This is a genomic window from Streptomyces sp. NPDC044033, from assembly GCF_056434425.1.
In genome coordinates, this window is the sequence record NZ_JBWKFF010000012.1 from 230,923 (window position 1) to 256,600 (window position 25,678).

19 protein-coding genes are annotated in these 25,678 nt (G+C 72.1%); 3 read left to right on the forward strand and 16 right to left on the reverse strand.

All coding sequences use genetic code 11. The annotated features are described in order from the left end of the window. Positions 1–221 precede the first annotated feature (221 nt). The 11 genes from AC07AB_RS22380 to tnpA form a co-directional block, all read right to left on the reverse strand. On the reverse strand, positions 222–1,301 hold the full coding sequence (locus AC07AB_RS22380; RefSeq protein WP_478569580.1) for a TauD/TfdA family dioxygenase: 1,080 nt from the start codon (positions 1,299–1,301) through the stop codon (positions 222–224). A 127-nt stretch (positions 1,302–1,428) separates the two neighbouring features. Then, positions 1,429–2,562, reverse strand: a complete 1,134-nt coding sequence (locus AC07AB_RS22385; protein ID WP_478569582.1) for an amino acid kinase family protein — start codon at positions 2,560–2,562, stop codon at positions 1,429–1,431. Positions 2,563–2,567: 5 nt separating this feature from the next. After that, entirely contained in the window at positions 2,568–3,611 is a 1,044-nt protein-coding gene (locus AC07AB_RS22390; RefSeq protein ID WP_478569584.1) for an aspartate-semialdehyde dehydrogenase, read from the reverse strand. A 159-nt stretch (positions 3,612–3,770) separates the two neighbouring features. Beyond that, on the reverse strand, positions 3,771–4,787 hold the full coding sequence (locus tag AC07AB_RS22395; RefSeq protein WP_478569645.1) for a DMT family transporter: 1,017 nt from the start codon (positions 4,785–4,787) through the stop codon (positions 3,771–3,773). Between the two features lie 289 nt (positions 4,788–5,076). Then, complete coding sequence (locus AC07AB_RS22400; protein WP_478569586.1) at positions 5,077–6,162, reverse strand: transporter substrate-binding domain-containing protein; 1,086 nt, start codon at positions 6,160–6,162, stop codon at positions 5,077–5,079. Next, positions 6,159–7,478, reverse strand: a complete 1,320-nt coding sequence (locus AC07AB_RS22405) for a methylaspartate mutase (RefSeq protein ID WP_478569588.1) — start codon at positions 7,476–7,478, stop codon at positions 6,159–6,161. Before AC07AB_RS22405 ends, AC07AB_RS22400 begins: the two co-directional genes overlap by 4 nt. Continuing rightward, complete coding sequence (locus AC07AB_RS22410; protein WP_478569590.1) at positions 7,475–7,951, reverse strand: cobalamin B12-binding domain-containing protein; 477 nt, start codon at positions 7,949–7,951, stop codon at positions 7,475–7,477. Before AC07AB_RS22410 ends, AC07AB_RS22405 begins: the two co-directional genes overlap by 4 nt. Positions 7,952–8,143: 192 nt before the next feature. After that, positions 8,144–8,926 (reverse strand): SDR family NAD(P)-dependent oxidoreductase, encoded by a 783-nt coding sequence (locus tag AC07AB_RS22415; RefSeq protein WP_478569592.1) that lies wholly within the window; start codon positions 8,924–8,926, stop codon positions 8,144–8,146. 181 nt (positions 8,927–9,107) lie between these two features. Next, positions 9,108–10,307: a serine hydrolase domain-containing protein gene (locus AC07AB_RS22420; protein ID WP_478569594.1), complete on the reverse strand. Its 1,200-nt coding sequence runs from the start codon at positions 10,305–10,307 to the stop codon at positions 9,108–9,110. A gap of 143 nt (positions 10,308–10,450) precedes the next feature. Further along, positions 10,451–11,221 (reverse strand): energy-coupling factor ABC transporter ATP-binding protein, encoded by a 771-nt coding sequence (locus AC07AB_RS22425; RefSeq protein WP_478569595.1) that lies wholly within the window; start codon positions 11,219–11,221, stop codon positions 10,451–10,453. Positions 11,222–11,306: 85 nt separating this feature from the next. After that, positions 11,307–11,735 (reverse strand): IS200/IS605 family transposase, encoded by a 429-nt coding sequence (gene tnpA, locus AC07AB_RS22430; protein WP_478569597.1) that lies wholly within the window; start codon positions 11,733–11,735, stop codon positions 11,307–11,309. Between the two features lie 52 nt (positions 11,736–11,787). Between tnpA and AC07AB_RS22435 the strand changes: the two genes are divergently transcribed. Then, positions 11,788–13,002, forward strand: coding sequence for an RNA-guided endonuclease InsQ/TnpB family protein (locus AC07AB_RS22435; RefSeq protein ID WP_478569646.1), 1,215 nt, complete (start codon positions 11,788–11,790; stop codon positions 13,000–13,002). Positions 13,003–13,034: 32 nt separating this feature from the next. Here AC07AB_RS22435 and cbiQ read toward each other — a convergent pair whose 3' ends face one another. Next, positions 13,035–13,787 carry a cobalt ECF transporter T component CbiQ gene (cbiQ, locus tag AC07AB_RS22440; RefSeq protein WP_478569599.1) on the reverse strand — a complete coding sequence of 251 codons (753 nt, stop codon included), beginning with the start codon at positions 13,785–13,787 and terminating at the stop codon, positions 13,035–13,037. A 1-nt stretch (position 13,788) separates the two neighbouring features. Beyond that, the gene (locus AC07AB_RS22445; RefSeq protein WP_478569601.1) at positions 13,789–15,033 is read right to left on the reverse strand and encodes an energy-coupling factor ABC transporter permease; all 1,245 of its coding nucleotides are present in this window, start codon (positions 15,031–15,033) and stop codon (positions 13,789–13,791) included. A gap of 274 nt (positions 15,034–15,307) precedes the next feature. Between AC07AB_RS22445 and AC07AB_RS22450 the strand changes: the two genes are divergently transcribed. Next, a complete protein-coding gene (locus tag AC07AB_RS22450; RefSeq protein WP_478569603.1) occupies positions 15,308–17,335 on the forward strand; it encodes an MDR family MFS transporter in 2,028 nt (675 codons plus the stop codon). A gap of 196 nt (positions 17,336–17,531) precedes the next feature. Here the strand turns inward: AC07AB_RS22450 and AC07AB_RS22455 are convergent, their stop codons facing one another. The 3 genes from AC07AB_RS22455 to AC07AB_RS22465 form a co-directional block, all read right to left on the reverse strand. Next, positions 17,532–18,728 (reverse strand): MarP family serine protease, encoded by a 1,197-nt coding sequence (locus tag AC07AB_RS22455; protein WP_478569604.1) that lies wholly within the window; start codon positions 18,726–18,728, stop codon positions 17,532–17,534. 273 nt (positions 18,729–19,001) lie between these two features. Beyond that, on the reverse strand, positions 19,002–21,281 hold the full coding sequence (locus tag AC07AB_RS22460) for an MMPL family transporter (protein WP_478569606.1): 2,280 nt from the start codon (positions 21,279–21,281) through the stop codon (positions 19,002–19,004). 148 nt (positions 21,282–21,429) lie between these two features. Beyond that, on the reverse strand, positions 21,430–22,002 hold the full coding sequence (locus tag AC07AB_RS22465) for a TetR/AcrR family transcriptional regulator (protein WP_478569608.1): 573 nt from the start codon (positions 22,000–22,002) through the stop codon (positions 21,430–21,432). Positions 22,003–22,332: 330 nt separating this feature from the next. Here AC07AB_RS22465 and AC07AB_RS22470 point away from each other — a divergent pair, with 330 nt between their 5' ends. Next, positions 22,333–25,602: a S41 family peptidase gene (locus AC07AB_RS22470; RefSeq protein WP_478569648.1), complete on the forward strand. Its 3,270-nt coding sequence runs from the start codon at positions 22,333–22,335 to the stop codon at positions 25,600–25,602. The last annotated feature ends 76 nt before the right edge of the window (positions 25,603–25,678 follow it).

Sequence of the window (25,678 nt, forward strand, 5' to 3'; positions counted from 1 at the left end):
TGTTGGGAGAGGGGAGATGTTGTCTGAGAGCAGGCTTTCCCTCGGAGGAGAGGAAGAGCGTTTGAGGGGTTCTGGTGGCGTGGGGGGGCGTCCCCCGGGGCTCGCACGCCGGGCGCCCCTACGGCCGAGGGGCCCCGACCGGTCATCACCGACCGTGTCAGGGCCCCTCAGCCGAGTGCTGTCATCAAGTGGCAAGGTGGATAAGGGGGCTTGCGGGGGAATCAGTAGTGGACGCGGCGGTTCTCCGGGGTCTGGCGGTAGCGGATGCTCCACTGGTTGCGGCGGACGTAAGTGCGCTGGAGCCAGCGGTCCGCGCCGTCGTAGCGGGCGGTGAACTGCGTACGGGCGTGCAGCCCCTTGCGGTTGTTGATCAGCAGCGCCTCGCCGGGCCGGAGGAAGACCTCGTGGGCCACCTCGCGGCAGGCCGACTGCACCCGGTCGAGCGCCGCCTGCGCCGCACTGGTCATGGCGCGCACCCCATTGGCCGACGAGGAGATCTCCGGGGCGTCCTCGGGGCCGCTGATGATCGCCACCGGATCGGAGAGCACCTCGGCGTCGCCGGCCACGTCGCGTACGTAACTGCCCGGCGCGTTCAGCCGGAACAGCGGACTTCGCAGCAGTTCGAGCGTGCGGTCGTCGAGGACCCGGGCGAGGTCGCGGGCGTCCGCGTAATGGGTGGCGGCGATCCCCTCGTGATCGGCCCGCAGGCAGCTGAGGACGAGGAAATCGGGGTTGCTCACGTCATAGCGGCCGATGAGGTCGTGCACGATGTCGTTGTGGAAGTTGAGGAAGACGGTGGAGCCCTGGTTGGTCTGGGTCATGGCGCCGCCGGGGACGGGGATGACGTCGTGGACGAGCTGCCCGTTCTTCTCGGTGAGGAAGCCGACCGGCTCGCCCAGCAGCCCTGACAGCGCCAGCAGCACGCCCTCGGCCACGAAGGTCGGCTTGTCCCGGGAGGGGCCGCCGTCGCCGGGCGTCTCGGGGAGGTGCGCGTCGACGGGGAGGTTGCGGAGGTAGCCGACGCCCGGAGTGTCGGTGTGCCGGCCGAAGTCGAGGATCTCCTGGAGCAGGTCGATCGGCAGGGTGGCGAAGATCTGGTGGTAGCGGGCCATCGCGCGGTCTATGCGGTCGTTCGGATCGGGTTCGGCCGCCAGCTGCCGGCCGATGGCATCGCGCACCGCGTCCGGCAGCGCCATGTGCCCGAGGGTCCTCACCGGCTGCCGCGCGGCGGGGGCCGGCCGGCCGCTCGGCTCGTGCTTGTTCTCGGTGGTCGGGCGGTTGTCGACGACGGGCGTGCTCATGGCTGTACTCCTTCGGTGCGGGAGGTGCGGTGCGATGCAGGAGGTGCGGTGCGGTGTGAGAGGTGCGGTGCGGTGCGGGAGGTGCCGCGTGAGAGGTGCGGTGCGGGAAACGCCCGGTGGGGCGTGCTCAGATGGGCCGGATACCGTCGCGCTGTACGGGCAGGGAGTCGTGCAGCTTCTGGGCGAGTTCCTGCGCCTCGACGTCGTCGGCGGCGATGTGCGTGGTCACGCGGCTGCCGGTGATCTCGGCCACCGGGATGCCCACGAGCCGCGACTCGGGCAGGCCGTGCCGGCGCTGGAAGTGTTCGAGGTCGAGATAGCCGCCGATCAGGGCCAGGTGCGGGCCGTCCTCCAGCCGTACGGTGTCCACGCCCTGGGCGTGGAAGACGCTGTGGGCCCGGTCGGCGTCCGCCGCGTCGGCGTAGGCCAGTACGCGGGAGTGCCGGTTGAGGATCACCGCGGCGGCGGGGGCGCCGTCCGAGCTGATGACGGTGCCCTCCTCGAAGGGGGCCCGGTTGCGCCGGCAGACCAGCGTGATGCCGTGCTTCTTGGCGGTCCGCACCGCGCGGCGGTGCAGCACCTTGGCGCCGTGCAGCGACATCAGGGAGGCGGCGTCGTAGGCGACCTGCCGCAGCAGCCGGACGCCGGTGACCAGGTTGGGGTCGGCGCTGTACACGCCGTCCACGTCCGAGTGGATCTCGCACCGGTCGGCGCCGACGGCCGCGGCGACGAGGACCGCCGAGAGGTCCGAGCTGTTCTTGCCGAGCCAGGTCGGCCGGCCCTCGCTGTCGGCGGCCTGGCCGCCGGGGACGACCACGATGTCGTGCTCCTCCAGCGCCTGCCGCAGGGGCCGCGGGTCCAGATCGCGGACCTTCGCCCACATGTAGGTGCTGTCGGTGGTCAGGCCGATCTGGTGGCCCGCCAGCACGGTGGCCTTGAGGCCCTGCTGGTGGAGCGCGGTGGTCAGGAGGTGGGCGCTGACGGTGTCGGCGAGGGTCAGCAGTCCGGCGACGCTCTCGTCCTCGGGGTGCTCGTCGACCTGGTGGAGCCGTTCGCGCAGCCGCTCCGTCTCGCCGGGCATGGCGCTGACGACGACGGCCAGCGGCCGCCGCTCGCTCGCCTGGCGCGCGGCCAGCGCCTGGGCGAGCTCCGGGTACGAGCGGTGGGTGGCGAAGGTGGAGCCGCCGAACTTCAGGGCGACGGGGGTAGCGGTCCCGCCGGGCGTAGCGGTTCGGGCAGTCGTAGCGGTCTCAGCGGTCACACGGGTCACAGCACACCTCGTTCGACGAGCGCCTCGGCGATCTGGAGGGCGTTGAGCGCCGCCCCGATGCGCACGTTGTCGGCCACGGCCCAGAGCCAGAAGGCGCGGGGGTTGTTGGGGGTGATACGGACGCGTCCGACGTGGACGCGGTTGGGGTCGCCCGCGGTGCGCGGGGTGGGGAAGGCGCCGAGCTCCTCCCGGTCGTGGACGGTGACTTCGTCGAGCGCGGCCAGGGTCCGTATCAGCTCGTCGCGGTCGACCGGGGTGTCGCACTCGATCCAGGCGGCCTCCGAGTGGCTGTTGACGACGGGGACGCGGACACAGGTGGCGGTGACGTCCAGATGCGGCAGACCGAGGATCTTGCGGGATTCCTGGAGCATCTTCTGTTCTTCGAAGGTGAACCCGTCGTCCAGTCTTCGGTCGATGCTGGGGATGACGTCGAAGGCCAGCGAGGGGCTGAAGGTCTTCGAGACGCCGGGGCCGTCGGCGTCCGCCAGGACGGCGCGGGCGCCCTCGCGGAGTTCGTCGATGCCCGAGTAGCCGGCGCCCGAGGCGGCCTGGTACGTGGACACGACGGCCTGCCGGATGCCCCAGCGGTCCTCCACCGGGCGGAGCAGGCGGACCAGCGGGATGGTGGAGCAGTTGGGGTTGGCGATGATGCCGCTGACCGGGCGCCGTTCGAGCTCGTGGGCGTTGACCTGGGGGACGACCAGGGGCGTGTCCGGGTCCATCCGGAAGGCGCTGGTGTTGTCGATGACCAGCGCGCCTTGGGCGACGGCCTTGGGCACCCAGGTGGTGGAGACGGAGCCGCCGGCCGAGAAGAAGGCCACGTCGACGGCGGAGAAGTCGAAGCCGTCCAGGTCGTGCACCCGGTAGGCGCGGCCTTCCACGGTCACCTCGCGGCCGGCGGAGCGGGCGGAGGCGACGAGGTCGATGGAGCGGTAGCGGAATCCGCGGTCCGCGATGAGCTGGATCAGGGTGGTGCCGACGACGCCGGTGGCGCCGACGAGCGCGATGCGGGGTGCTGTGGTGTCGGTGACGAGCGGCATGGTGTCCTCCTCTGACGGCGGTGCTCGGGATGGGTGCCGGGGTGTGTGCCGGGGTGGTGCGGGGCGTTCTCCTGCGGCGGTGAGTTCGCTTCTGCGGCGGTGAGTTCGGGGTGTCGCGGCTCTGCGGGGCCTTCTCGGGCGGTGGTGCGCTCGGGGGCGTCAGACGGTGGTGCGCTCGGGGGCGCTGGGGGCCGGCAGGGGCTTGGCGGCGGGGGTGCGGGGGGCGGCAGGCGCGTTCTTGGCGGTCGCGGGGGCCTCGGAAGCCGGTACGGCCGTGGCTGACGTAGCGGCATCGGGGGCCTGTAGGGCCTTGGCGGCGGCGGGGAGGTAGCCGACCGGGGTGCGGCGCAGCCGGGGGTGCCAGCCGAGGTTGATGCCGAGCGAGGCGCCGACGATGAGCGGGATGCCCAGGGCCTGCACCCAGCTGATGTGGTGCCCGTAGACGGCCCAGTCGGCGACCATGGCGGCGGCCGGGTAGATGAAGGCCAGCACGGCGATCTTCGAGGTGGGCAGCTTCTGGTAGGCGGAGTACATCAGCACGTACATGACGCCGGTGTGGATGAGGCCGAGGCCGACCAGCCAGGCCCAGCCGGCGCCGAAGTGCGCGCTCTGGCTCAGGGTGGCGAAGGGGAGCAGCAGCGGGATGCCGAGGACGACCTGGACGAGGGCGATCAGGTGCGGTTTGACGCCGGTGACGCGCTTGGTGATGACGGTGGACAGGCCGTAGAAGAGGGCCGCCAGGAGCGCGTAGCCGAGGCCGATCATGTATGTGCCGCCGCCGCTGAGGTCGGCCGAGGAGACGCCGGCGACCAGGATGAGTCCGATGAACGCGACGGCCAGCCAGCCGGCCTTGTGCGCCGTGATCTTGTCGCGGAACAGGATGGCGCCCAGCAGCACCACGAAGAACGGTTGTGTGTGGTAGACGACGGTGGCCACCGAGATCGAGGTGGCCTGGTAGGCCTCGAACAGGAACGCCCAGTTGAAGACGATGAACACGCCGCCGAGCGCGGCGAGTCCGAGCTTCTTGGCGGTGAAGCCGTGGTTCTTGAAGAAGCCGCGGATCAGGCAGTACAGGCCGAGGAAGACGGCGCCGAAGACGCAGCGGAAGAAGACCACGTTGAACGGGGAGGCGCCGGACTGCACGACGAAGACGCCGAGGGTGCCGGACAGGAGCATCGCGGCGGTGAGTTCGATGGCTCCGCGCGATTCCTTGCTCGCCGAGGCCGATGCCGAGGCCGACGACGCTGCTGACGCCGATGCCGACGCCGACGACGCCGACGACGCTGCCGCCGGTGCCGAGGAGGCCGATTTTGACGTGCTCATGCCATGCTCCTTCTCTGGGGGTGACACGGGTTGGGGAACAGCGGGTTTCAGAGGTGCTGCGGGTTACAGAGGCGCTGCGGGTCCGGCTCAGGAGACAGCGCCGGGTTTGCCTGACAGGCTGTCACATTCGTTGGGCGCGGCGTCAGTAGGCGGGGATGGCGTAGTGCAGGCCGCCGTCGAGCCACAGCGCGTTCAGCCCGCGCGGCACGCCCAGGCCGGAGGCCGTCCCGAGGTTGCGTTCGTAGATGTCGCCGTACGTGCCCACGGCCCGCAGGACGCGGCCGGCCCAGCCGTCGTCGAGGCCGAGCGAGGGGCCCAGCGCGTCCGCCGTACGGGCGGCCTCCTCGGCCGCGAGCGCGGCGGCCCGCGCGTCCTCGGCGCCGTGCGCCGCGTGTTCGGCCGCCAGGAGAAACTGGAAGACCCAGCGGCAGATCCGGAACCACCCCGCGTCGTCGTCCCGCACGGCCAGCGCCATCGGCTCCCGCGAGATGGTCGTCTCCAGCAGCGAGTGCGCCGAGGGGTCGGCCAGTTCGGCGCGGGCCCCGGCCAGGGCGATGCGGTCGAGCACGTACGCCGCGCAGTCGCCCGCCGCGTAGGCGGCCAGGGCCTCCCCCGGCGTCGGGTGGGCCACGGGCTCGACGCTCAGGCCGCGCGCCCCGTACCAGGCGGCCAGGTTGGCCGCGCTGGTGGTGCCGGCCTGCACCGCCAGCCGCCGGCCGGCCAGTTCGGCCGGGTCCGTGAACCCGTCGGCCGTACGGACCAGGAAGCCCTCGCCGTCGTAGCAGGTGACCCCGGCGAACAGCACCGGCCCGCCGGTCTCCCGGCCGAGCGTCCAGGACAGGTTGCAGGTCACCAGGTCCGCCTCGCCCGCCGCCAGCCGCTCCAGCCGCCCGGCCGGATCGGTCGGCAGCCAGGTCACGGCCTCGGCGTCGCCCAGCACCGCGGCGGCCACCGCCCGGCTGACGTCGACGTCCAGGCCGTGCCAGCGTCCTGCGGCGTCCCGCGCCGAGAGGCCGCGGATGCCCCGGCTGACGACGGCCCGCACCCGCCCTTCGCGGCGGACACGCTCCACCGTGGCGACGGCGGACGCCGCCGACCGCTCGCTCATGCCCCTCTCGCTCATGCCCCTCTCGCTCATGCCCCTCTCGCCCATCACCGTCGCGTTCACCACCGTCTCGTTCACCACCGTCGCGTTCACCACCGTCGCGTTCACCACCGTCGCGCTCACAGCAGGCTCCTCAGTGCGGGTCCGACCAACTGCTCGCGGTCGAAGCGGCGTTCGTTGTAGCCGAGCATGTCGATCAGACCGCGCGCGCTGACCGGCCGGCGGTCGCCGCCGGTGTCCGCGACCGGCATGGCGCCGGGGTTCGACCAGCGCAGGTCGCCGCCCGGCTCGATGCCGGCCCGCGAGCGGTTGGCATTGTCGCGGTGCAGGCAGTACGGCACATCGAGATGGCCGCGGGCGAAGGCGTTCACCAGCGCCGCGCCGACGTCGTCGCCGAACTGAAGTGTCGAGGCGATGAGCATGCGCGCCTCCTCGTAGACGCCGGTCCCGGCCATCGCGGCGGCCGGCCGGGGGTTGCGCGCCTCGTCCTCGGCGACCGCCGCCGCGAACTCCAGCGCGTCCACGTTCTCCGCGATCGTCGGGATGCGGTGCGCCTCCACCGCCGTCTTCACGATCAGCCGCTCGGCGCCGCTGTTCACGGCGAGCCGCGCGCTGTCCTCCAGCATCCGGTAGGCCCCGATCACGGTGCGCGGGAAGACGCCCATGTACGTGTAGAGGACGACGTGCCAGTCCACGGGGCCCAGCCACTCCCCGGCGAGCCTGCGCAGCGCGGCGAGGGCCTCCAGGTCCTGGTCGGGATGGGTCTGCTGGGCGTAGCTGACGGAGATGCTGCGCACCCCGTGCTGCCGGAAGAACATCGCCTCCAGCACGCTGAGCGCCACCAGCAGGCTGGGCGGGCAGAGCTGGCCGAGCATGCAGCCGCCGAAGGTCTCCAGGTGGACGGGTTCCGGCTGGTCGGCCAGGATGCGGCAGCACTCGGCCCACGCGGCCGCCGCCTCGGGCAGCGGCACCCGGCTGTAGGGCAGGCAGTACGAGATCGGTCCGCCCTCCGTGGCGTCCGCGCCGGACTCGACCAGCGCGCGGAACAGCTCCTGCGGCAGCGCGGAACCGTGCCGGAACTGCACGGGGAAGTCCCCCCCGGCCACGCCGTCCAGCAGCTCCCGCGTGGTGTCCCTGCCGTGCGCCACGACGGGGAAGCCATTGAGGTCGTCGCCGTCGCGCAGCGCCCGCCGGGCCGCGTCGTGGTCGTTGACGCGGGTGTAGCTGTCGACCGTGATGGTGCCGATGGTGGCGCCGCGGGCGGCCTTCACCGCCGCCAGCCCCGACCGCATCGCCGCCGTGTCCGCGAACCCCATGCGGGGCTGTACGACCAGCCGGCCCCGCTCGCTGTGGTGCCGGACGAATCGGGAGAAGCGGCCCTGCGGGCTGCCCGGTCCTACGGGCTCCGCGCCGGGATTCGTCGCCGGGGCGCCGTTCATTTCACACCTCCTTCCGCGGCAGTGGCCAGCTCGCGCCGGCGGGAATTGTTCTCCAAAGCACCAAGAAAAGAATCAAATTCGGCGAGTCCGGCCTCGGACTCGAAGGCCGCGTCGAAACCGGCGTCCACCAGCTCGGCGCTGAACTGCGCATTCGCCGTCCCGCGCACGCCGAGCTTTCCGCCGATGACGACGCGGAGGCCGGCGAGTTCGGCATCGGAGCGGATCTTCCGGATAAGACGGAGCCCGTCCAGGTGGCCGTGGCCGTTGACGGTGCTCACCACCAAGGCATCAGGTCTGGCGAGCCGGCATTCGTCGAGGATTATCTCGTCCGGAACGCAGGCGCCGAGATTGATCACCTCCCCTCCCCGTTCTTCCAGCAAAAGCTGGAGAAAGACCAGGTTCCACATATGGGCGTCTGATGACACGCTGGTGACGACGAATCGCCCACTGCGTGCCAGGGATATCGTTTCCATTTGAATCCCTGCCTCGGTAACTCCGACGCACATGAAGTTACGGTCGGCGGGACCCCCAGGTCCACGCCCGCTTGGGGGACGAAAACGATGCCCCCATCGGTCCAGCCGATTGCGCAGGTCAGGGGCGGTGCGGAGGGGCTGCGGAGGGGACTGCGGAGGGGCGCCGGGAGGGCCTTTCGAGGCTCCTTCCCCTCATTCGCCCTTGAGGACGCCCCGCAGACCGCTGTTGCCGCTGAGGATGCCGCCGTCCACGGGGAGGGTGACACCGGTGATCCAGGATGCGTCCCGCGAGGCGAGAAAGGCAACCGCCGCCGCGATGTCCTCCGGCTCGCCGACCCGGCCGAGCGGGTACAGCAGGGCCGCCCGCTCCAACACGTCTTCGCGCCCACGCCAGTTGGGGGTACGGATCGTCCCCGGGGCGACGAGGTTGACGCGCACGCCGCGCGCCGCCGAACGGCCCGCCAGGGTGCGGGTCAGGCTCGCCAGCCCCGCCTTCGCGGCGCTGTAGGCGTGGTTGCCGAAGTCCTGCTCGCCGTTGACGGAACCGACGTTGACGATCGCGCCGCGGCCGCCGGCCGCGGCCAGGTGGGGCATCGCGGCGCGAGCGCAGCGGAAGGCGCCGGTCAAGGTGGTGTCGAGGTCCCGTTGCCAGTGCTCCTCGTCCTCGTCCTCGATGAGCGGGGCATCGGGGTGGCAGGACATGGCGTTGTTGACGAGGACGTCGAGCCGGCCGAACCGCTCCACGGCGTGCGCGACAGCCACGTCCACGGCCGACTGGTCGCCGACGTCGCAGGCCAGGGCCTCGGCCTCGGCGCCGGTCGCGCGGAGCGCGGTGGCCGCGCCCCTCGCCCGTACGCCGTCGAGGTCGGTGAGCAGCACGCGTGCTCCCTCGGCCGCGAAACGGGCGGCGGTGGCGGCGCCGATGCCGCGGCCGGCGCCGGTCACGATGACTGCGTATCCCTCGAACCTCGGCACGGCGGGCTCCTTCGCCAGAGTCTGGTCGCTGCGCCCGACAGACAGTACGCCAGTGAGGTGAAAGGTGGCGTGTGGGACGGCACTTGGGGTTGTCGGCCGTCTGACGGCCGGTGGATTCTGTCCTCGATCTCCCCCGGCTACGGCTGGGAGGCGCCCCCTGACGGGCTGAGATGCCGGGGCCTTACGGTTGCGCCTTCTGTGCCTTCAAAGACGCCGCTACCGCCCGTACCAACGCCTGGGCCCGCGGGTCCGCCGTGATGTTCTGCTGCATGCCGTTGGTGACGTAGCCGAAGGCTATGGAGGATTCGGGGTCGGCGAAGGCGAGGGAGCCGCCGCGGCCGGGGTGGCCGAAGGAGCCGGGGGACAGGAGGGGGCAGGCCGGGCCGTGCAGCATGTGGCCGAGGCCGAAGCGGGTGTTCACGACCAGGACGCGGTCCGTGCCCGCGGACTCCTCCGTACGGGCCAGGGTGAGCGTCGCGGGCGCGAACAGCCGCGGGTGGCCGTCGACTTGGCCGATGAGCGCCGCGTAGAAGCGGGCCAGCGCCTCGGCGGTGGCGACGCCCGCGGAGGCGGGCAGTTCGGCGGCGGAGTAGGCGGCGTCGTTCTCGTCCGGCGGCGGGTCGATGGCGCCGAAGGCCCGGCGGGTGAGCGAGTCGGGGTCGCCGTACGCGTCGGCGACCGACTTCTTGGGGCGCACCCGCAGCCCCTGCGAGGCCGGCGGGACCGGCGCCTCGACGGGGGCCAGCCGGCCGACCCGGCCCCGCTCCCCCTCCGGCAGTCCGATCCACAGGTCGAGGCCGAGCGGCCCGGCTATCTCGTCGGCGACCCAGCCGCCGATGGTCCGGCCGGTCACCCGCCGTACGAGCTCGCCGATCAGCCAGCTGTAGGTCTGGGCGTGGTAGCCGTGCGCCGTGCCCGGCTCCCAGGCCGGCGTCTGGGCGGCGACGGCGCGCGGGCCGCTGACGCCGTCGACGGCCTCGGCGAGGGTCAGGGGGCGGTCGAGTACGGGCAGCCCGGCGCGGTGCGCGAGCAGGTGCCGTACGAGCACCCGTTCCTTGCCGTTCTCCTTGAACTCGGGCCAGTACCGGCCCACCGGGGCGTCCAGGTCGACGAGGCCGCGCTGGTGCAGCAGGAGCGGCACGGCGGCGGCGACGCCCTTGGTGGCGGACCGTACGACCTGGGCGGTGCGCCGCTCCCAGGGCGCGGCGCCGGGCCCCTCGGCGTCGGCGTCCCGCGCCCCGCCCCACAGCTCCACGGCCTTGCGGCCGGCCCGGTAGACGGTTACCGCCGCGCCGCGCTCGCCGCGCCGCGCGAAGTTCGCCGCGAAGGCGTCCCGGACCGGTTCGAAACCGTCCGCCACCGTGCCCTGGACGTCCACCACTGAACCGCACTCCCACTTGTGCCCGTGCCGGTGCCCGCACCGACCGTGCGTGTACCGCGTGTGCTGATTGATTCCGATTGCTGCTGATTACGCTGATTGCACCTCCATGGTGCAACGCGCCCCCAGCTCCGCGCGGACCGGGGTCAGCGCATCGGAACGTTAACCGAACGCGGGTCGAATCCGAAGGGCAGTTCCAAGCGGTGGGCGCGCATCAGGACGTCGTCGCAGAGCAGCTCCTGGGTGGCCCCGTCGGCCGCGATGACGCCGTCGCTGAGCACGACGGCGCGGGGGCACAGCTCCAGCGCGTACGGCAGGTCGTGCGTGACCATCAGCACGGTCACGCCCAACGACCGTACGATGTCGGCGAGTTCGCGGCGGGAGGCGGGGTCGAGGTTGGAGGAGGGCTCGTCGAGCACCAGGATCTCCGGCTCCATGGCGAGCACGGTCGCGACCGCCACGCGCCGCCGCTGGCCGAACGAGAGGTGGTGCGGGGGCCGGGCCGCGAAGCCCGCCATGCCGACCCGCTCCAGCGCCCGTACGACCCTGGCCTCCAGCTCCGGGCCGCGCAGCCCGGCCGCGGCCGGGCCGAACGCGACGTCCTCGCGGACGGTCGGCATGAAGAGCTGGTCGTCGGGGTCCTGGAAGACGATGCCGACCCGCCGCCGGATCTCGGCGAGGTTCCGCTTCTCGACGGGCAGGCCCGCGACGCGCACGGTGCCGGCGCCGCCGCCGAGGATGCCGTTCAGGTGCAGCACGAGGGTGGTCTTGCCCGCGCCGTTCGGCCCGAGCACCGCCAGGCGCTCGCCGCGGGCGACGGTCAGGTCGACGCCGAAGAGGGCCTGGTGGCCGTCCGGGTAGGCGAAGGCGAGCCCGGACACTTCGAGTGAGGGGGGCGCTGTCGGGTCAGGGGCCATGCCCATCCCATCCTTCATCTTGAGTGGGTATCCCCGGCTTCAGCCGGGGAGGGAAACGCATCTCAGGACTGCTCTGGCCCGCGGATCACAGCGGACGTTCTTGCTGCTCGATGTACTGACGGATCATCGTGAGTGGTGCGCCCCCGCACGAGGCGGCGAAGTAGGAGCGTGACCAGAAGACGGAGTCCAGCCCGGTCTGGTTGATCCGGTCGGTGTACTCGGCGCGCAGGCGGCGAGAGCTGACGCCCTTGAGTGAGTTGATCAGCTTGGACAACGCGATCTTCGGCGGGTAGTGCACGAGCAGGTGGACGTGGTCGGTCTCGCCGTTGAACTCCCGCAGTTCCACCTGGAACTTGCCGCATACCTCCCCCATGATCTCCTCACATCGTTTGAGCATGGCGTCATCGAGGACACCGCGCCGGTATTTGGTGACGAACACCAAGTGAGCGTGAAGGTTGTGGGAGACGTGACGGCCGGTGCGAACATCGGGGTTTGGTTCCCATCGAGGTGACATACACCAAGGGTAGTATGCTCCTCGAAGCTGACCAGGAAGAGAGGTGGACCGGATGATCCGTGCGTACAAGTTCCTCATGCGGCCCACCGTGGGCCAGCAAGCCGCGCTCGGCGAGATGCTGCGCGATCACTGCTCGCTCTACAACGGGGCCTTGCAGGAACGCCGTGATGCCTACCGGCACAGCTCCAAGACGAGCATCACGTACGGGCGGCAGTCCGCCCAGCTCAAGGAGATCCGGGCGTTCGATCCTGAGCGTCAGGGGCGGTGGTCGTTCTCCTCGCAGCAGGCCACTCTGCGCCGTCTCGACAAGGCGTTCAAGGCGTTCTTCCGGCGTGTCAAGTCTGGTGAGGCGCCGGGCTATCCGCGCTTTCGTGGGGTCAGCTGGTTCGACACGGTGGACTTCCCCAAGGACGGCGACGGCTGCCGGTGGAACTCCACCCCGCACGACCCCACAACCCGTGTCCGCCTGCAAGGCGTCGGCCACGTCAAGGTCCACCAGCATCGGCCCGTGACCGGCAACATCAAGACCGTGTCCGTCAAGCGGGAAGGCAAGCGCTGGTACGTCATTCTGACCGCCGAGCAGACCCAGCCCGCATCTCTGCCCGCGACGGGCAGCATGGTCGGCATCGACATGGGCATAACCAACTTCCTCGCCGACTCCCACGGCGGGTTTGTGCCCAACCCGCGCCACGGCCGCCAGGCCACCGCAAAGCTCGAAGCTGCACAACGGGCCCTTGCGAAGTTTCCCCGCGTCCGCCGCGACACGCGCACCGCCAACCATAAGCGGGCCGTCCAGAAGGTCGCCGACCTGCACCGCAAGGTCCGCCGTCGGCGGCTCGACCACGCGCACAAGACCGCGCTCCGCCTCGTGCGGGAACACGACGTCATCGCGCACGAAGACCTCAAGATCCGCAACATGGTCAAGGCCGTCGAGCCGAAGCCCGACCCCGAGCATCTGGGCAGCTTCCTGCCCAACGGGGCGGCAGCGAAGACCGGACTCAACCGCTCGATCTCGGACGCCGGGTGGGGGGTGTTCCTGACGATCCTGCACGCCAAGGCTGAAAGCGCCGGACGAGATGTGATCGCTGTGGACCCCCGCAACACCTCCCGGACCTGCCCCGACTGCGGGCATCTCTCAGCGGAGAACCGGCCCACCCAGGAAAAATTCCACTGCGTCAATTGCGGCCACCAGGCGCACGCGGACACGGTGGGCGCGATCAACGTTCTACGGGCCGGGCTGGTCCGTCGCGAAACCCCACCGGTATAGCGAGAAGCCCCCTCATTCATGAGGGGGAGGAGTCACCCGATCAGGCAGACCGCGAGCGCGGCGGCGGGCAGTACGGCGGCGCGGGCCCATTGCGCCCGGGTCGCGGCCATCTCGTCGATCACCGGCACGGACCCCGCGTAGCCCCGGCTGACCATGGCCAGGTGCACGCGTTCGCCGCGCTCGTACGAGCGGATGAACAGCGCCCCGGCGGACTTGCCCAGCACCCCCCAGTGGCGCACGCCGCGCGCCGTCCAGCCGCGCGATTCGCGGGCGACGCGCATCCGGCGCATCTCGTCCGTGATGACGTCGCCGTAGCGGATCATGAAGGACGCGATCTGTACGAGCAGCGGCGGCAGCCGCAGCCGCTGGAGCCCCAGCAGCAGGGCGCGCAGCTCGGTGGTGGCGGCGAGGAGCACGGACGCGGCGACGCCGAGCGTCCCCTTGGCGAGGATGTTCCACGCGCCCCACAGCCCGGACTCGCTGAGCGACAGCCCCAGTACGTGCACCCGCGCGCCCTCGGCCACGAACGGCATCAGCACCGCGAACGCCACGAACGGCACCTCGATCAGCAGCCGTTTCAGGAGGAAGCCGGGCGGCACGCGGGCCGCCGCCGCGACGGCCGCGAGCAGCAGCGCGTACAGGGCGAACGCCCAGAGCGCCGTGCGCGGCGTCGAGACGACGACGAGCACGAAGCAGAAGCCGGCCGCGATCTTGCAGTGCGGCGGGAGGAGGTGCACGGGCGAGTGGCCGTGCCGGTAGAGCCGGTGCGCGTGGCCCGCGCCCATGTCAGGCGGTCCCTCGCTCGCGGGCGTCGGCGGCGGGAGCGGCCGGGGCGGCGGCGTGGTGCGTACGGCGGCGGTGGACGGTCCAGGCGACCCCGGTGCCGACGACGAGGGTCGCCCCGACCCCGATCACCCCCGCGAGCCCGCCGGCCAGGCGGACGTCGGAGACGTCCTTGACCTGGTAGTCGGCGAGCGGGGAACCCTTGGCCGCGTGCTCCTCGGCCTTCCGGTCGATCCCCTTGTCATGGGCCACCTTTTCCAGCCCGTCGGGGCTCGCGGAGGCGTAGTAGCTGCCGAACCCGGCGAGGGCCAGGGCGGCGACGAGCCCGACGAGCTTGACGCGCCGGGTGGACCGGGCGGGGGCCGGAGGCTCGACCGTCGCGTCGGCGGCGGGCGCGGCGGGCGACGTGCTCGTACGGGCGGCAGCACCGGCGAGGGGGGCGGGTTCCGTACCGTCGGCGGACTCCGTGCCGGCGGCAGCTTCCGTGCCGTCGGCGGACGAGACCGTACCGGCAGCGTGTTCCGTACCGGCGGCGGCGCCCGCGACCGTACCGGCAGGTGCGCCCCCGGCCGCCCCCGGAGGCCGGATCTCCAGCCGGGCCGCGAGGCCCTTGGCCCCGTGGACCAGGTCGGGGCGGACCGCGACGACCGCGCCCACCGTCAGGGCGGTGATCGCCGCCTCGCCGATGCCGATCAGCACGTGGACGCCCACCATGGCCGTGAAGACCTTGCCGATGGCGATGTCGGTGGTCCCGCCGAGGGCGTAGAGCGCGGTGAAGACGACGGCCGCGGCGGGCACGGAGACCAGGGCCGCCACGAAGGCCGCGGCGGTGACGCCGGACCGGCGCCGCGGCAGCACGGCGAGCAGCAGCCGGAAGAGGGCGTAGGCGACGACCGTCGTGGTCAGCGCCATGTCGGTGATGTTGACGCCGAGGGCGGTGAGCCCGCCGTCGGCGAAGAGCACGCCCTGCATCAGCAGCACCACGGATATACAGAGCACACCCGTGTACGGGCCGACGAGGATCGCGGCCAGCGCGCCGCCCAGCAGATGGCCGCTGGTACCGGCCGCGACGGGGAAGTTGAGCATCTGGACGGCGAAGATGAACGCCGCGACGAGCCCGGCGAGCGGTGCGGTGCGTTCGTCCAGTTCGCGGCGCGCGCCGCGCAGGCTGACCGCGACCGCCGCGGCGGCGACGGCGCCGGTCGCCAGGGAGACCGGGGCGTTGATGAATCCGTCGGGCACATGCATGGCGGGACTCCGCTTCCGCCGGGCCGCGGCCCGGCTCTGCTCAGTCGTGCGCTGCTCGGTAGTGCGCTGTTCCCTGGCCCTGCACCGGACTGTGCCCTCCCCCACCCGGAAAGCGACACATTCCGCATGAGGGATCGCCCGATGATAGGGCCGGTCCGCAAAGGTCTCGCAAGAGCGTGCGGAACGCTGATGCACGCCCTTTGCTCACTCTGCCCACCGCCAGGGGTGGCGGACACCGGACTCACCCCAAATGCTGGGCCCGGGAGGTGTCTCCATGACCACGGCCACCGCGCAGGCCCCCGCTGCCCCACCCGAGCTGAGCCGGCGCCGCACCAATCTCGTGTTCGTGACGATCGTGCTCGGCATGCTGCTGGCCGCGCTCGACCAGACCATCGTCTCGACGGCGCTGCCGACGATCGTCGCCGACCTCGGCGGCGGCGGGCACATGGCCTGGGTGGTGACGGCGTATCTGCTGGCCGAGACCGTCTCGACGGTGCTGGTCGGCAAGTTCGGCGACCTGTTCGGCCGGAAGCTGGTCTTCCAGCTCAGTGCGGTCGTCTTCGTCGGCGGCTCGATCCTGGCGGGCGCGGCCAACAGCATGCTGATGCTGGTGGCCGCCCGAGCCGTCCAGGGCATCGGCGGCGGCGGGCTGATGGTCACCGCGATGGCGCTGATCGCGGACGTCATCCCGCTGCGCGAGCGCGGCAAGTACCAGGGCGCGCTCGGCGCGGTCTTCGGCGTCACGACGGTCGTGGGGCCGACTCTGGGCGGGCTCTTCACCGACCACGCCACCTGGCGCTGGTGCTTCTACGTCAACATCCCGGTGGCCATCGTGATGGTCGTGATGGCGGCCCGTACGATCCCGGCCGTACGCTCCGCCGTCCGCCCCCTCATCGACTACATGGGCATCGTGCTGGTCGCGCTCGGCGCGTCGGGGCTGGTGCTGGGCCTGGAGTGGGGCGGCAACGAGTACCCGTGGGGTTCGGGCGTCGTCATCGGGCTGTTCGCCGGGTCGGTGGTGCTGCTCACGGCCTTCGTCCTGGTGGAGCTGCGGGCGGCGGAGCCCATGCTCCCGATGCACCTCTTCCGCAACCCCGTCTTCACCGTCTGCTCCGTGCTCAGCTTCATCGTGGGCTTCGCGATGCTCGGCGCGATGACCTATCTGCCGACCTACCTCCAGTACGTGGACGGGGTGTCGGCCACCATGTCGGGCGTACGGACGCTGCCGATGGTCGTCGGGCTGCTCGGCACGTCCATGCTCTCCGGGCTCGTCGTCAGCCGTACGGGCAGATACCGGATCTTCCCGATCATCGGCACCGCCGTGATGGCGTTCGGCCTGTATCTGATGTCCACGATGGGGCGCACGACCGGCCCGTGGCTGGAGTCGCTCTACATGTTCGTGCTGGGCCTCGGCATCGGCCTGGCCATGCAGGTGCTGACGATCGCGGTGCAGAACACGGTCGCGTACCACGAGCTGGGCTCCGCGACCTCCGGCGTCACGTTCTTCCGTACGCTCGGCAGCTCCTTCGGCACGGCCATCTTCGGCACCCTGTACAGCAACCGGCTGGGCCCCAACATCGAGTCGGCCCTCGCCGAGGCCCCCGGCGTACCGGCCTCCGCCGCGCAGAGCCCGCAAGGGCTTGCGGGGCTGCCGGCCGCGCAGGCCCGCCCCATCATCGACGCCTACGCCGACACCGTGAACTACGTGTTCCAGTGGGTGGTGCCGGTCGCGCTCGTCGGCTTCGTCGTCGCGTGGTTCCTGAAGGAAGTGCCGCTGCGGGACAGCGCGCGGGCCGGGGCGTCCGACATGGGCGACGGCTTCGCGGCCCCCTCGTCGGGCGAGGCGGACCGGCAGTTGGAACGGTCCGTGGCCGGGGTCATGCGCAGGGCCAAGGGGCCGGTGAGCCGGCAGATCCTCGCCGAATCCGGGTCCCGGCTCACCGCCGCCGAGGCCTGGACGCTCGGTCAGATCCACTGGCGCGAACGGGTGGGCGGCGGCGCCACGCTCAGCGCCATCGCCACCGCGCACCGCATGCCGCCGGAGGTCCTGGAACCGGCCTTCGCCCGCACGGCGCAGGGCGGCTACCTGCGCCTGTCCGACGACCGCCTCTCACTGACGCGCGCGGGCGAGGAGGAGATCGCCCGCCTGGGCGCGGCCTGGCGCTCCTGGCTCGACGCCCACCTGGAGGACTGGGACATCACCGACCCCCAGGACCGCGCCCGCCTGGACCGCGCCCTGGACAACATGGCCGCGAAACTCCTGGACGAGGGCGCCCAGGAACAAGAACGAACAGCGGTATAGCACCCGAGAACCAACGCCCACCCCCTCAAGCCCGTCCGGCGCTTGAGGACAAAGCTCTGACCCGCCCCCCAAGCACCCGCCCCGGCCAACCCAGCCCGTCCGGTGCTTGAGGACACCTGCCCACCCAACCCAGCCCGTCCGGCGCTTGAGGACACCGACCCCAGCCCGTCCGGCGATTGAGGACAAGACACACCCGTCAGCGAGCCGCACGGCTCCCGGTGTCCACCGACTCAGAAGTGTTCGCACCCGCCTCACCCACGGCAGCGACCTGCTTGGCCGTCAGCACATACCCCGTCTCCGCGTCGGCCGTGGACCGCGCGAACACCACCCCGTACACCTTGCCCTCAGGGGTCAGCAGCGGACCGCCCGAGTTCCCGGGCCGGACCGTGGACCGCACGGGGTACACCTCCCGCGTGGTGACGCCGTCGCCGTAGATGTCCTGCCCGGTGGCCCGTACCTGCCCCGCGACGGTGGCGGCGCGCAGATCGAGGCCGCCGTTCTCCGGGAAGCCCGCGACGACGGCGGGCTTCCCCCGGCCGGCGGTGTCGTCGAAGCGCAGTACGGGCGCTTCCATGCCCGGTACGTCGAGCACGGCGACGTCCGTCTTCGGGTCGAACGCCACCACCTTGGCGTCGTACGCGCGGCCGACGCCCCCGATCCGTACGGTCGGGGCGCTCACCCCCGCCACCACGTGCGCGTTGGTCATCACATGGCCCTCGGCGTAGACGAAGCCGCTGCCCTCCTGGCCGCGCTGCCCGCCGCCCACGTTGGCGATGCCCTCGACCTTGACGACGCTGCGCCGCGCGGCCTTGGTGGCGGCCGGGGTGACGGCGTCGCCGGACGGCTTGGCGACGCTGGTGGCGGGCTCGTTCTCGAAGGGGTTGAAGACCTGCGGGAACCCGGCCCCGGCCAGGGCGTCCGTGGTCCGGCTGAACCAGGTCGGCGCCTGCTGCGGCATCGCCTTCTGCACCGAGCCGAGCAGCCGGGAGTCGCGGATCTGGGAGGAGAGGACGGAGGAGTTGGCCGAGACGAGGACGCTGGCGGCGACCCAGGCGACCAGCAGCACGGCGAGGGTGTTGATCACGGCGCCGCCGACGCCGTCCACGCCGCGCACGGGGGCCCAGGTCAGTCTCTGCCGCAGTTTCCAGGCCAGCCGCCCGGCGAGGGCGTGGCCGGCGGCAGCCGGGAGGATGACGACGACGACGGCCGCGATCGCGGCGGTCGTCGTCCCGGCCTCGAAGGGGCGCAGCGCGTACGGCAGGGCCCACACGCCGAGCACGGCGCCGCCGAGGAATCCGGCGAGCAGCACGATGCCCGCGACCAGGCCGCGCCGGAAGCCGGAGACGGCGTAGCCGAGGACGACGAGGATCAGCAGCCAATCGAGCAGGTTCACGCAGGAGCCCTTTCCGTCGTACGCCCCCCGACGCGCCCACTGGTGTGTGGACTAGGGAAAACGCGCTGAGCATGATGGCTGGTTCCCTGGCATGGCATACGACACAGTTCGCCCGCCGCCGGAACCCATGGGGAAGGCCGCTGGCGGAACCCGGCGGCGTCCCCCGTCATCCGGGGGCCGCCGCCGGGCTCGCTGTCCGCGCCCGCCCCGTCCCCACGGGTGGGTGCGCGGGCCCGGGGCCGCCTCTCCGCTCAAGCGGCGGCCCCGGACGTATCAGACGCGGCTGTGCTGCCGCCGCGCGTCGGAATCGGGTCCGGAGTCAGGGCCGGAGCCGGAGTCAGGGCCGGAGCCGGGATCGGAGTCGGGGCCCGTACCGCTCCCGTCCTCCCCCGCCGATCCCGCCGCCAGCTCCTTCTGGAGCTGCTCGCCCTCCACGTCCACGTTCGGCAGCGCCCGCTGGAGCCAGCGCGGCAGCCACCACGCGGCCTTGCCGAGCAGCGCGAGCACGGCCGGGACGATGGCCATCCGCACCACGAACGCGTCGAAGAAGACGGCGACGGCCAGCCCGAAGCCGATCATCTTGATCATGGACTCGGAGGAGCTGATGAACCCGGCGAAGACGCTGATCATGATGACGGCGGCGGCCGTGACGACCCGCGCCCCGTGCCGGAAGCCGGTCACCACGGCGTCCGCGGGCCGCTCCCCGTGCACGTACGCCTCTCGCATCCTCGTGACGAGGAAGACCTCGTAGTCCATGGCGAGGCCGAAGACGACGCCCACCATGAAGATCGGCATCATGCTCATGACCGGGCCGGTCTCCTCGACGCCGAAGAGCCCCGACAGCCAGCCCCACTGGAAGACCGCGACGACCGCGCCAAGCGCGGCGACGACGGACAGCAGGAAGCCGAGGGCCGCCTTGAGCGGCACGAGGATCGAGCGGAAGACGACCATCAGCAGCAGGAAGGCGAGGCCGACGACGAGCGCGAGGTAGGGGACGAGCGCGTCGTCGAGCTTCTGCGAGACGTCGATGTTCATCGCGGTCGCGCCGGTGACCAGGATCTTCGCGCCGGTGTTGGACTTGAGGTCCGCCGACTCGCCGCGGATGGCGTGCACCAGGTCCTCGGTGTCGGTGCTGCTCGGCTTCGACTTCGGCACGACGGTGAGCCGCGCGGTGTCGCCCTGCTTGTTGAAGGCGGCGGGGGTGACGGCGGCGACGTTGCCGAGGCCCTTGACGCGCTCCTCGACGCGCTGCGCGGCGGTCTTCGGGTCGGCGGACTTCGCGCCGTCGACGACGACCATCAGCGGGCCGTTGGAGCCGGGGCCGAAGCCGTCGGAGAGCAGGTCGTACGCCTTGCGCTGGGTGGTGCTCGTCGGCTGCGAGCCGTCGTCCGGCAGGCCCAGTTCCAGCGAGGAGGCGGGCAGCGCGATCACGCCGAGCCCGACCACGCCCGCGAGCAGCACGGCGACCGGCCGGCGCAGCACGAACCGCGCCCAGCGGGTGCCGCCGTTGGCCTTGCCCTTGGCGTTCTTGTCCGCCGTGCGCTGCTTGCGGGAGAGGACGCGGCGGCCCGCGAAGCCGAGCAGCGCCGGTACGAGCGTGAGCGCGACGAGCACGGCGACGACGACGGTGCCGGCCGCGGCCAGGCCCATCTTGGTGAGGATCGGGATGTTGACGACGGCGAGGCCGACCAGGGCGATCACGACGGTGAGGCCGGCGAAGACGACCGCGGAGCCCGCCGTTCCGACGGCGCGGCCGGCGGCTTCCTCGCGTTCGCGGCCCTCGGCCAGTTCGGCGCGGTAGCGGGAGACGATGAACAGCGCGTAGTCGATGCCGACCGCGAGGCCGATCATCATGGCGAGGATGGACGTGGTGCCCGACAGGTTGAGGACCGAGGCGAGCGCGGCGATGGCGCCGACGCCGGTGCCGACGCCGATGAGCGCGGTCAGCAGCGGCAGCCCGGCGGCGATCAGCGAGCCGAAGGTGATGACCAGCACGACGGCGGAGATGGCGATGCCGACGATCTCGGTGGACCCGGTCTCCACCTTGGCCTGGAGTGCGTCGCCGCCGGTCTCCACGGACAGCCCCGCGCCGCGCCCGTCCTTCGCCGCGTCCTTGAGCGTGTCGCGCGTGGCATCCGTCAGCTCGGTGGCCTTCACCTTGTACGTGACCTGCGTGTACGCGGTCGTGCCGGACTCGCTCACCGTCTTCGCCGCGAACGGGTCGGCGGCCGAGGCCGTCTGCGGCCCGGCCAGCTCGCCGACGACCTTGCGGACGGCGTCCCGGTTCGCGGGGTCGGTGATCTTCTGGCCGTCCGGCGCCTTGAAGACGAGGCGCGCGGTGGCCCCGTCGGCGCTCGCGCCCGGGTAGCGCTGCTCCAGCAGGTCGAAGGCGCGCTGCGCCTCGGTGCCCGGTATGGAGAAGTTGTCGGATGAGGCGGCGGGCGCGGTGGCGGCGCCGATGCCGACGACCGCCAGCAGCGCCACCCATATCAGGGCGACGAGCTTGCGCCGCCGGAAGGCGGTGCGTCCCAGTCTGTAGAGGAAGGTGGCCACGAGAAGGTGTGCTCCCGTCGGTGGGATGAGCGAAAACAGGGCGTGGGGAGCCGACCCGGCGACGAGAGCGGCGCGCCGGGCGGGGTCGGTGTGGATTTGTGCGGAGGGGGTTCGCACGAAGGGGGCCGTGCGAAGGGGGCTGAGGGGCTTACACGCCGAGGGCGGGGAGGACCACGGCGTCGAGATAGCGTCCGAGGTACTCGGTGGTCACGCACCGCGACTCGACCAGCGGGCGGGTGACGTACCCGCCGACCAGCATGTGCGGCAGGAACTCCAGGGCGGGTGAGTCCGCGGAGAGCTCCCCCCGGTCGATGGCGCGCTGGAGCACGGCGTTGAGCTCCTCGATGCCGGGCTCGATCATCAGCTCGCGCAGCGCCGCGTACAGGTCGGGGTCGTCACGGATCGCGTGGACGAGCCCGCCGATGAGGTCGGCGCTCTTCTCCTTCTCGGCGTCGTCGGTGCTGGCCGCGATGGCGTGCAGGTCACCGCGGAGCGAACCGGTGTCGACCCACGTGGCCGAGTGCGGTTTCACATGGCGCAGCGCCCGGACGACCATCTCGGGCTTGCCCTTCCACTGGCGGTAGAGGGTGGCCTTGCTGGAGCGCGTACGGGCGGCGACGGCGTCCATCGTCAGGGCGTCGTAGCCGACCTCGCCGAGCAGGTCGATCACGGCCTGGTACAGCTCGCTCTCCCGTTCGGGGGTCAGTCTGCTGCGCCCCACGGAACACCTCGCCGTCCTTCGGCCGACCCATCGCTCAAATGAACGAAACGGTTTCGTACACCATCAGCGTAGACGGCCGGTGATCGAAACAGCCCCGTTTCGGTGGTGTTCTGCGTCACGGCGGCGGCCCGCCCCGCGAACAAGCCCCGCACGGCGATGCCGCACCGCGCCTCGCCTCGGACCCGCCCCGGACCCGCCGCATAACCCAGCCGCGATACCCCGGCCGCATAAACGCGAGAAAGTCCGGCCATTCAAGTTGCCGGGGGCGGTGCGCGCGGAAAGCATGAAGAGGTGAGCGACGGACGCGAGACCGGCCGGCCGGACCAGCAGATGACACCCACCCTCGGGGCGGACGGCGGTTATCTCCGCTATCCGCACCTCAGCGGCGACCTCCTCTGCTTCGCCGCCGAGGACGATCTGTGGGTGGCCCCCCTGGTGGGAGCGGGCGAGCGCGCCGAGCGCGCCTGGCGGCTGACCGTCGACCGCACCCGCGTCGGCCACCCCCGCTTCTCCCCCGACGGGCGGCAGATCGCCTACACGACGTGGCGCAGCCTCGATCCGGAGATCATGCTCGCCCCGGTCGGCGGCGGGCCCGCCCGCAGGCTGACCTACTGGGGCTCCACCGACACCCGCGTCTGCGGCTGGTCGCCGGACGGGGACATCCTCGCCGTCTCCTCGCACGGGCAGCCGTTCTCGTACTTCTCGTGGGCCTACAGCCTGCCCACCGACGGCAGCCCCGGCGGCCGGCTGCCCTGGGGCCCGGTCGCCGACATCGCGATCGCCGACGCGGAGGGCGAGCGGCAGACGCTGCTGCTCGCCGGGAAGCCGCCGCACGAACCGGCCACCTGGAAGCGCTACCGGGGCGGCGCGACGGGGCGGCTGTGGCTGCACGGGACGCGGCTGGTCCCGGAGGTGGACGGGCACCTGGACTCGGTGATGTTCGTGGGCGGCCGGATCGCGTTCCTCTCCGACCACGAGGGCGTCGGCAACCTCTACTCCTGCCTGCCCGACAGCTCCGACCTGCGCCGCCACACCGACCACGGCGACTTCTACGCCCGGCACGCCTCGACGGACGGCTCCCGCGTCGTCTACCAGTGCGCGGGCGAGCTGTGGCTGGTCGACGACCTGTCCCCGGCCGGTGCGGCCCGCAGGCTCGATGTGCGGCTCGGCGGGCCGCGCGCCGGGCGGCGCTCGTACCAGGTCCCGGCCGCCTCGCACGTCAGCTCGGTCTCGGTGGACACCACGGGCCGAGCAAGCGCGGTGTGCGTGCGCGGCAGCCTGTACTGGCTGACCCACCGCGACGGCCCCGCCCGTACGATCGCCGACACCCCGGGCGTACGGGTGCGGCTCCCCGAGATCCTCGGGTCGACCGGCCAGGCCGCCTATGTCACGGACGCCGAGGGCGAGGACGCGATCGAGATCGCGCAGCTGCCGAGGGCGAGCGGGCAGGGCGAGCCGCGGCGGCTGGCCGCGGGCCGGCTCGGGCGGGTGCACGAGCTGATCGCCGCGCCGGACGGGGAGCGGCTGGCCGTCGCCTCGCACGACGGGCGGCTGCTGCTGGTGGACGCGTCGCCCGAGGGGGACGGCGAGGTGAGCGAGTTGATCGCGTCGGCCAACGGCCCGGTGCGCGATCTGGCCTTCTCCCCCGACTCGGCGTGGCTGACCTGGTCGCACCCCGGCATCGGCCGCTCGCTCCGGCAGATCAAGATCGCCAAGCTCGCGGACCGGACGATCGTGGACGTCACCAACGGCCGGTTCGAGGACGAACAGCCGGTCTTCACCCGCGACGGCCGCTATCTCGCCTTCCTGTCCTGGCGCGGCTTCGACCCCGTCTACGACGTGCACACCGGCGACCTGTCCTTCCCGCTGGGCTGCCGCCCGTATCTGGTGCCGCTGTCGTCGGCGACGCCGTCGCCCTTCGCGCTGTCGGCCGAGGGCCGCCCGGCGGCGGGCGGCCTGGACCCGTTGACCGTCGACGAGTCGATGGGCGACGGATCGGTGCTGGTGGAGGCGGAGGGGCTGGCGAGCCGGGTGACGCCGTTCCCGGTGGCGGCCTCCAAGTACTCCGAGCTGTGCCCCGTCAGCGGCGGCGGGCTGGTGTGGCTGCGCTGGCCGATCTCGGGCGCGCTCGGCGAGACCTTCGCCAACCCGGCCGACACCTCGGGCCGCCCCACCCTCGAACACTTCGACCTGGCCAAGGCGAAGCGCACCGAACTCACCAGCGGCCTGGACTGGTTCGCGCCGAGCGGCGACGGCACCCGCATGGTCATCCACGACGAGGGCGAGCTGCGGGCCGTGCCGGCCAACGAGATCGCCGACCTCGACTCGACCGTCTACATCGACATGCGCCGCATCCTGCACGATGTGGACCCGGCGGCCGAGTGGCGGCAGGCGTACGACGAGGCGGGCCGCATCATCCGCGCGTACTTCTGGGAGCCGGGGATGTGCTCCGTCGACTGGGACGGGGTGCTCGCGGAGTACCGGCCGCTGGTCGAACGGATCGCCTCCCCCGACGACTTCGCGGACCTGCTGCGCGAGGTGCTGGGTGAACTCGGCACCTCCCACGCGTACGTCTCCGGGGCCCGCCGCAACGAGGGTCCGCCGCACTACCAGCGCGCCATCGGCCTGCTCGGCGCCAATCTGGCCCGCACGAAGGACGGCGCGTGGACGGTGCAGCGCATCCTGCCGGGCGACTCGTCGGACTCCAAGGCCCGCTCCCCGCTGGCGGGTTCGGGCATCCGGGAGGGCGCGGCGCTCACCCACGTCGACGGCCGTCCGGTGGACCCGGTGGCCGGTCCGTACCCGCTGCTGTCGGCGGCGGGCGGCACCACGGTCGAGCTGACCTTCCGGCCGGCGGAGGGCGAGGGCCCGAGCCGCCGCGTCGCCATCGTGCCCCTCGTCGACGAACGCCCGCTGCGCTACCAGGACTGGGTGGCCAAACGCCGCGCGGTCGTACGGGAGTTGAGCGGCGGCAAGTGCGGCTACCTGCACATCCCCGACATGGGCGGCTCCGGCTGGGCCCAGTTCAACCGCGACCTGCGGATGGAGATGTCGCGCTCCGCGCTGATCGTGGACGTGCGCGGCAACGCGGGCGGCAACATCAGCGAACTGGTGGTGGAGAAGCTGACCCGCACCATCGTCGGCTGGGACCTGACCCGCGGCGCCCAGCCCGTCTCCTACGCGAGCAACGCCCCGCGCGGCCCGGTCGTCGCGGTCGCCGACGAGATGACCTCCTCCGACGGCGACATGATCACCGCCGCCTTCAAGCTCCAGGGCATCGGCCCCGTCGTCGGCCTGCGCACCTGGGGCGGCGTGGTCGGCATGGTCGGCCGCCACCGCCTGGGCGACGGCACGGCGATCACGGTGCCGACGAACGCGGCGTGGTTCAACGCGTACGGCTGGGGCGTCGAGAACCACGGCGTGGACCCGGACATCGAGGTCGACCGCACCCCCCTGGACTGGGCGGAAGGCCGCCACAAACAACTCGACGACGCCGTACGCCTGGCCCTGGACCTCCTCGACCGCCACGGCGCCGCCACCCCGCCCGACTACTCCACCGTCCCGGACCTCCGGCGACCGAAGCTCCCGCCGCGGGGGTGAGCGCGGGGGAGGGGGGGGGAGGGGGGGGGGGGGGGGGGGGGGGGTGCGGTGCCGTTCCCCCTTAACCTCGCCCTTG

Bases quoted from the DNA above. Each gene is read 5' to 3' on its own strand.
- AC07AB_RS22380 (WP_478569580.1), bottom strand. From the start codon at position 1,301: ATGAGCACGCCCGTCGTCGACAACCGCCCGACCACCGAGAACAAGCAC.
- AC07AB_RS22390 (WP_478569584.1), bottom strand. From the start codon at position 3,611: ATGCCGCTCGTCACCGACACCACAGCACCCCGCATCGCGCTCGTCGGC.
- AC07AB_RS22395 (WP_478569645.1), bottom strand. From the start codon at position 4,787: ATGCTCCTGTCCGGCACCCTCGGCGTCTTCGTCGTGCAGTCCGGCGCC.
- AC07AB_RS22405 (WP_478569588.1), bottom strand. From the start codon at position 7,478: ATGAACGGCGCCCCGGCGACGAATCCCGGCGCGGAGCCCGTAGGACCG.
- AC07AB_RS22410 (WP_478569590.1), bottom strand. From the start codon at position 7,951: ATGGAAACGATATCCCTGGCACGCAGTGGGCGATTCGTCGTCACCAGC.
- AC07AB_RS22425 (WP_478569595.1), bottom strand. From the start codon at position 11,221: ATGGCCCCTGACCCGACAGCGCCCCCCTCACTCGAAGTGTCCGGGCTC.
- tnpA (WP_478569597.1), bottom strand. From the start codon at position 11,735: ATGTCACCTCGATGGGAACCAAACCCCGATGTTCGCACCGGCCGTCAC.
- AC07AB_RS22435 (WP_478569646.1), top strand. From the start codon at position 11,788: ATGATCCGTGCGTACAAGTTCCTCATGCGGCCCACCGTGGGCCAGCAA.
- cbiQ (WP_478569599.1), bottom strand. From the start codon at position 13,787: ATGGGCGCGGGCCACGCGCACCGGCTCTACCGGCACGGCCACTCGCCC.
- AC07AB_RS22445 (WP_478569601.1), bottom strand. From the start codon at position 15,033: ATGCATGTGCCCGACGGATTCATCAACGCCCCGGTCTCCCTGGCGACC.
- AC07AB_RS22450 (WP_478569603.1), top strand. From the start codon at position 15,308: ATGACCACGGCCACCGCGCAGGCCCCCGCTGCCCCACCCGAGCTGAGC.
- AC07AB_RS22470 (WP_478569648.1), top strand. From the start codon at position 22,333: ATGACACCCACCCTCGGGGCGGACGGCGGTTATCTCCGCTATCCGCAC.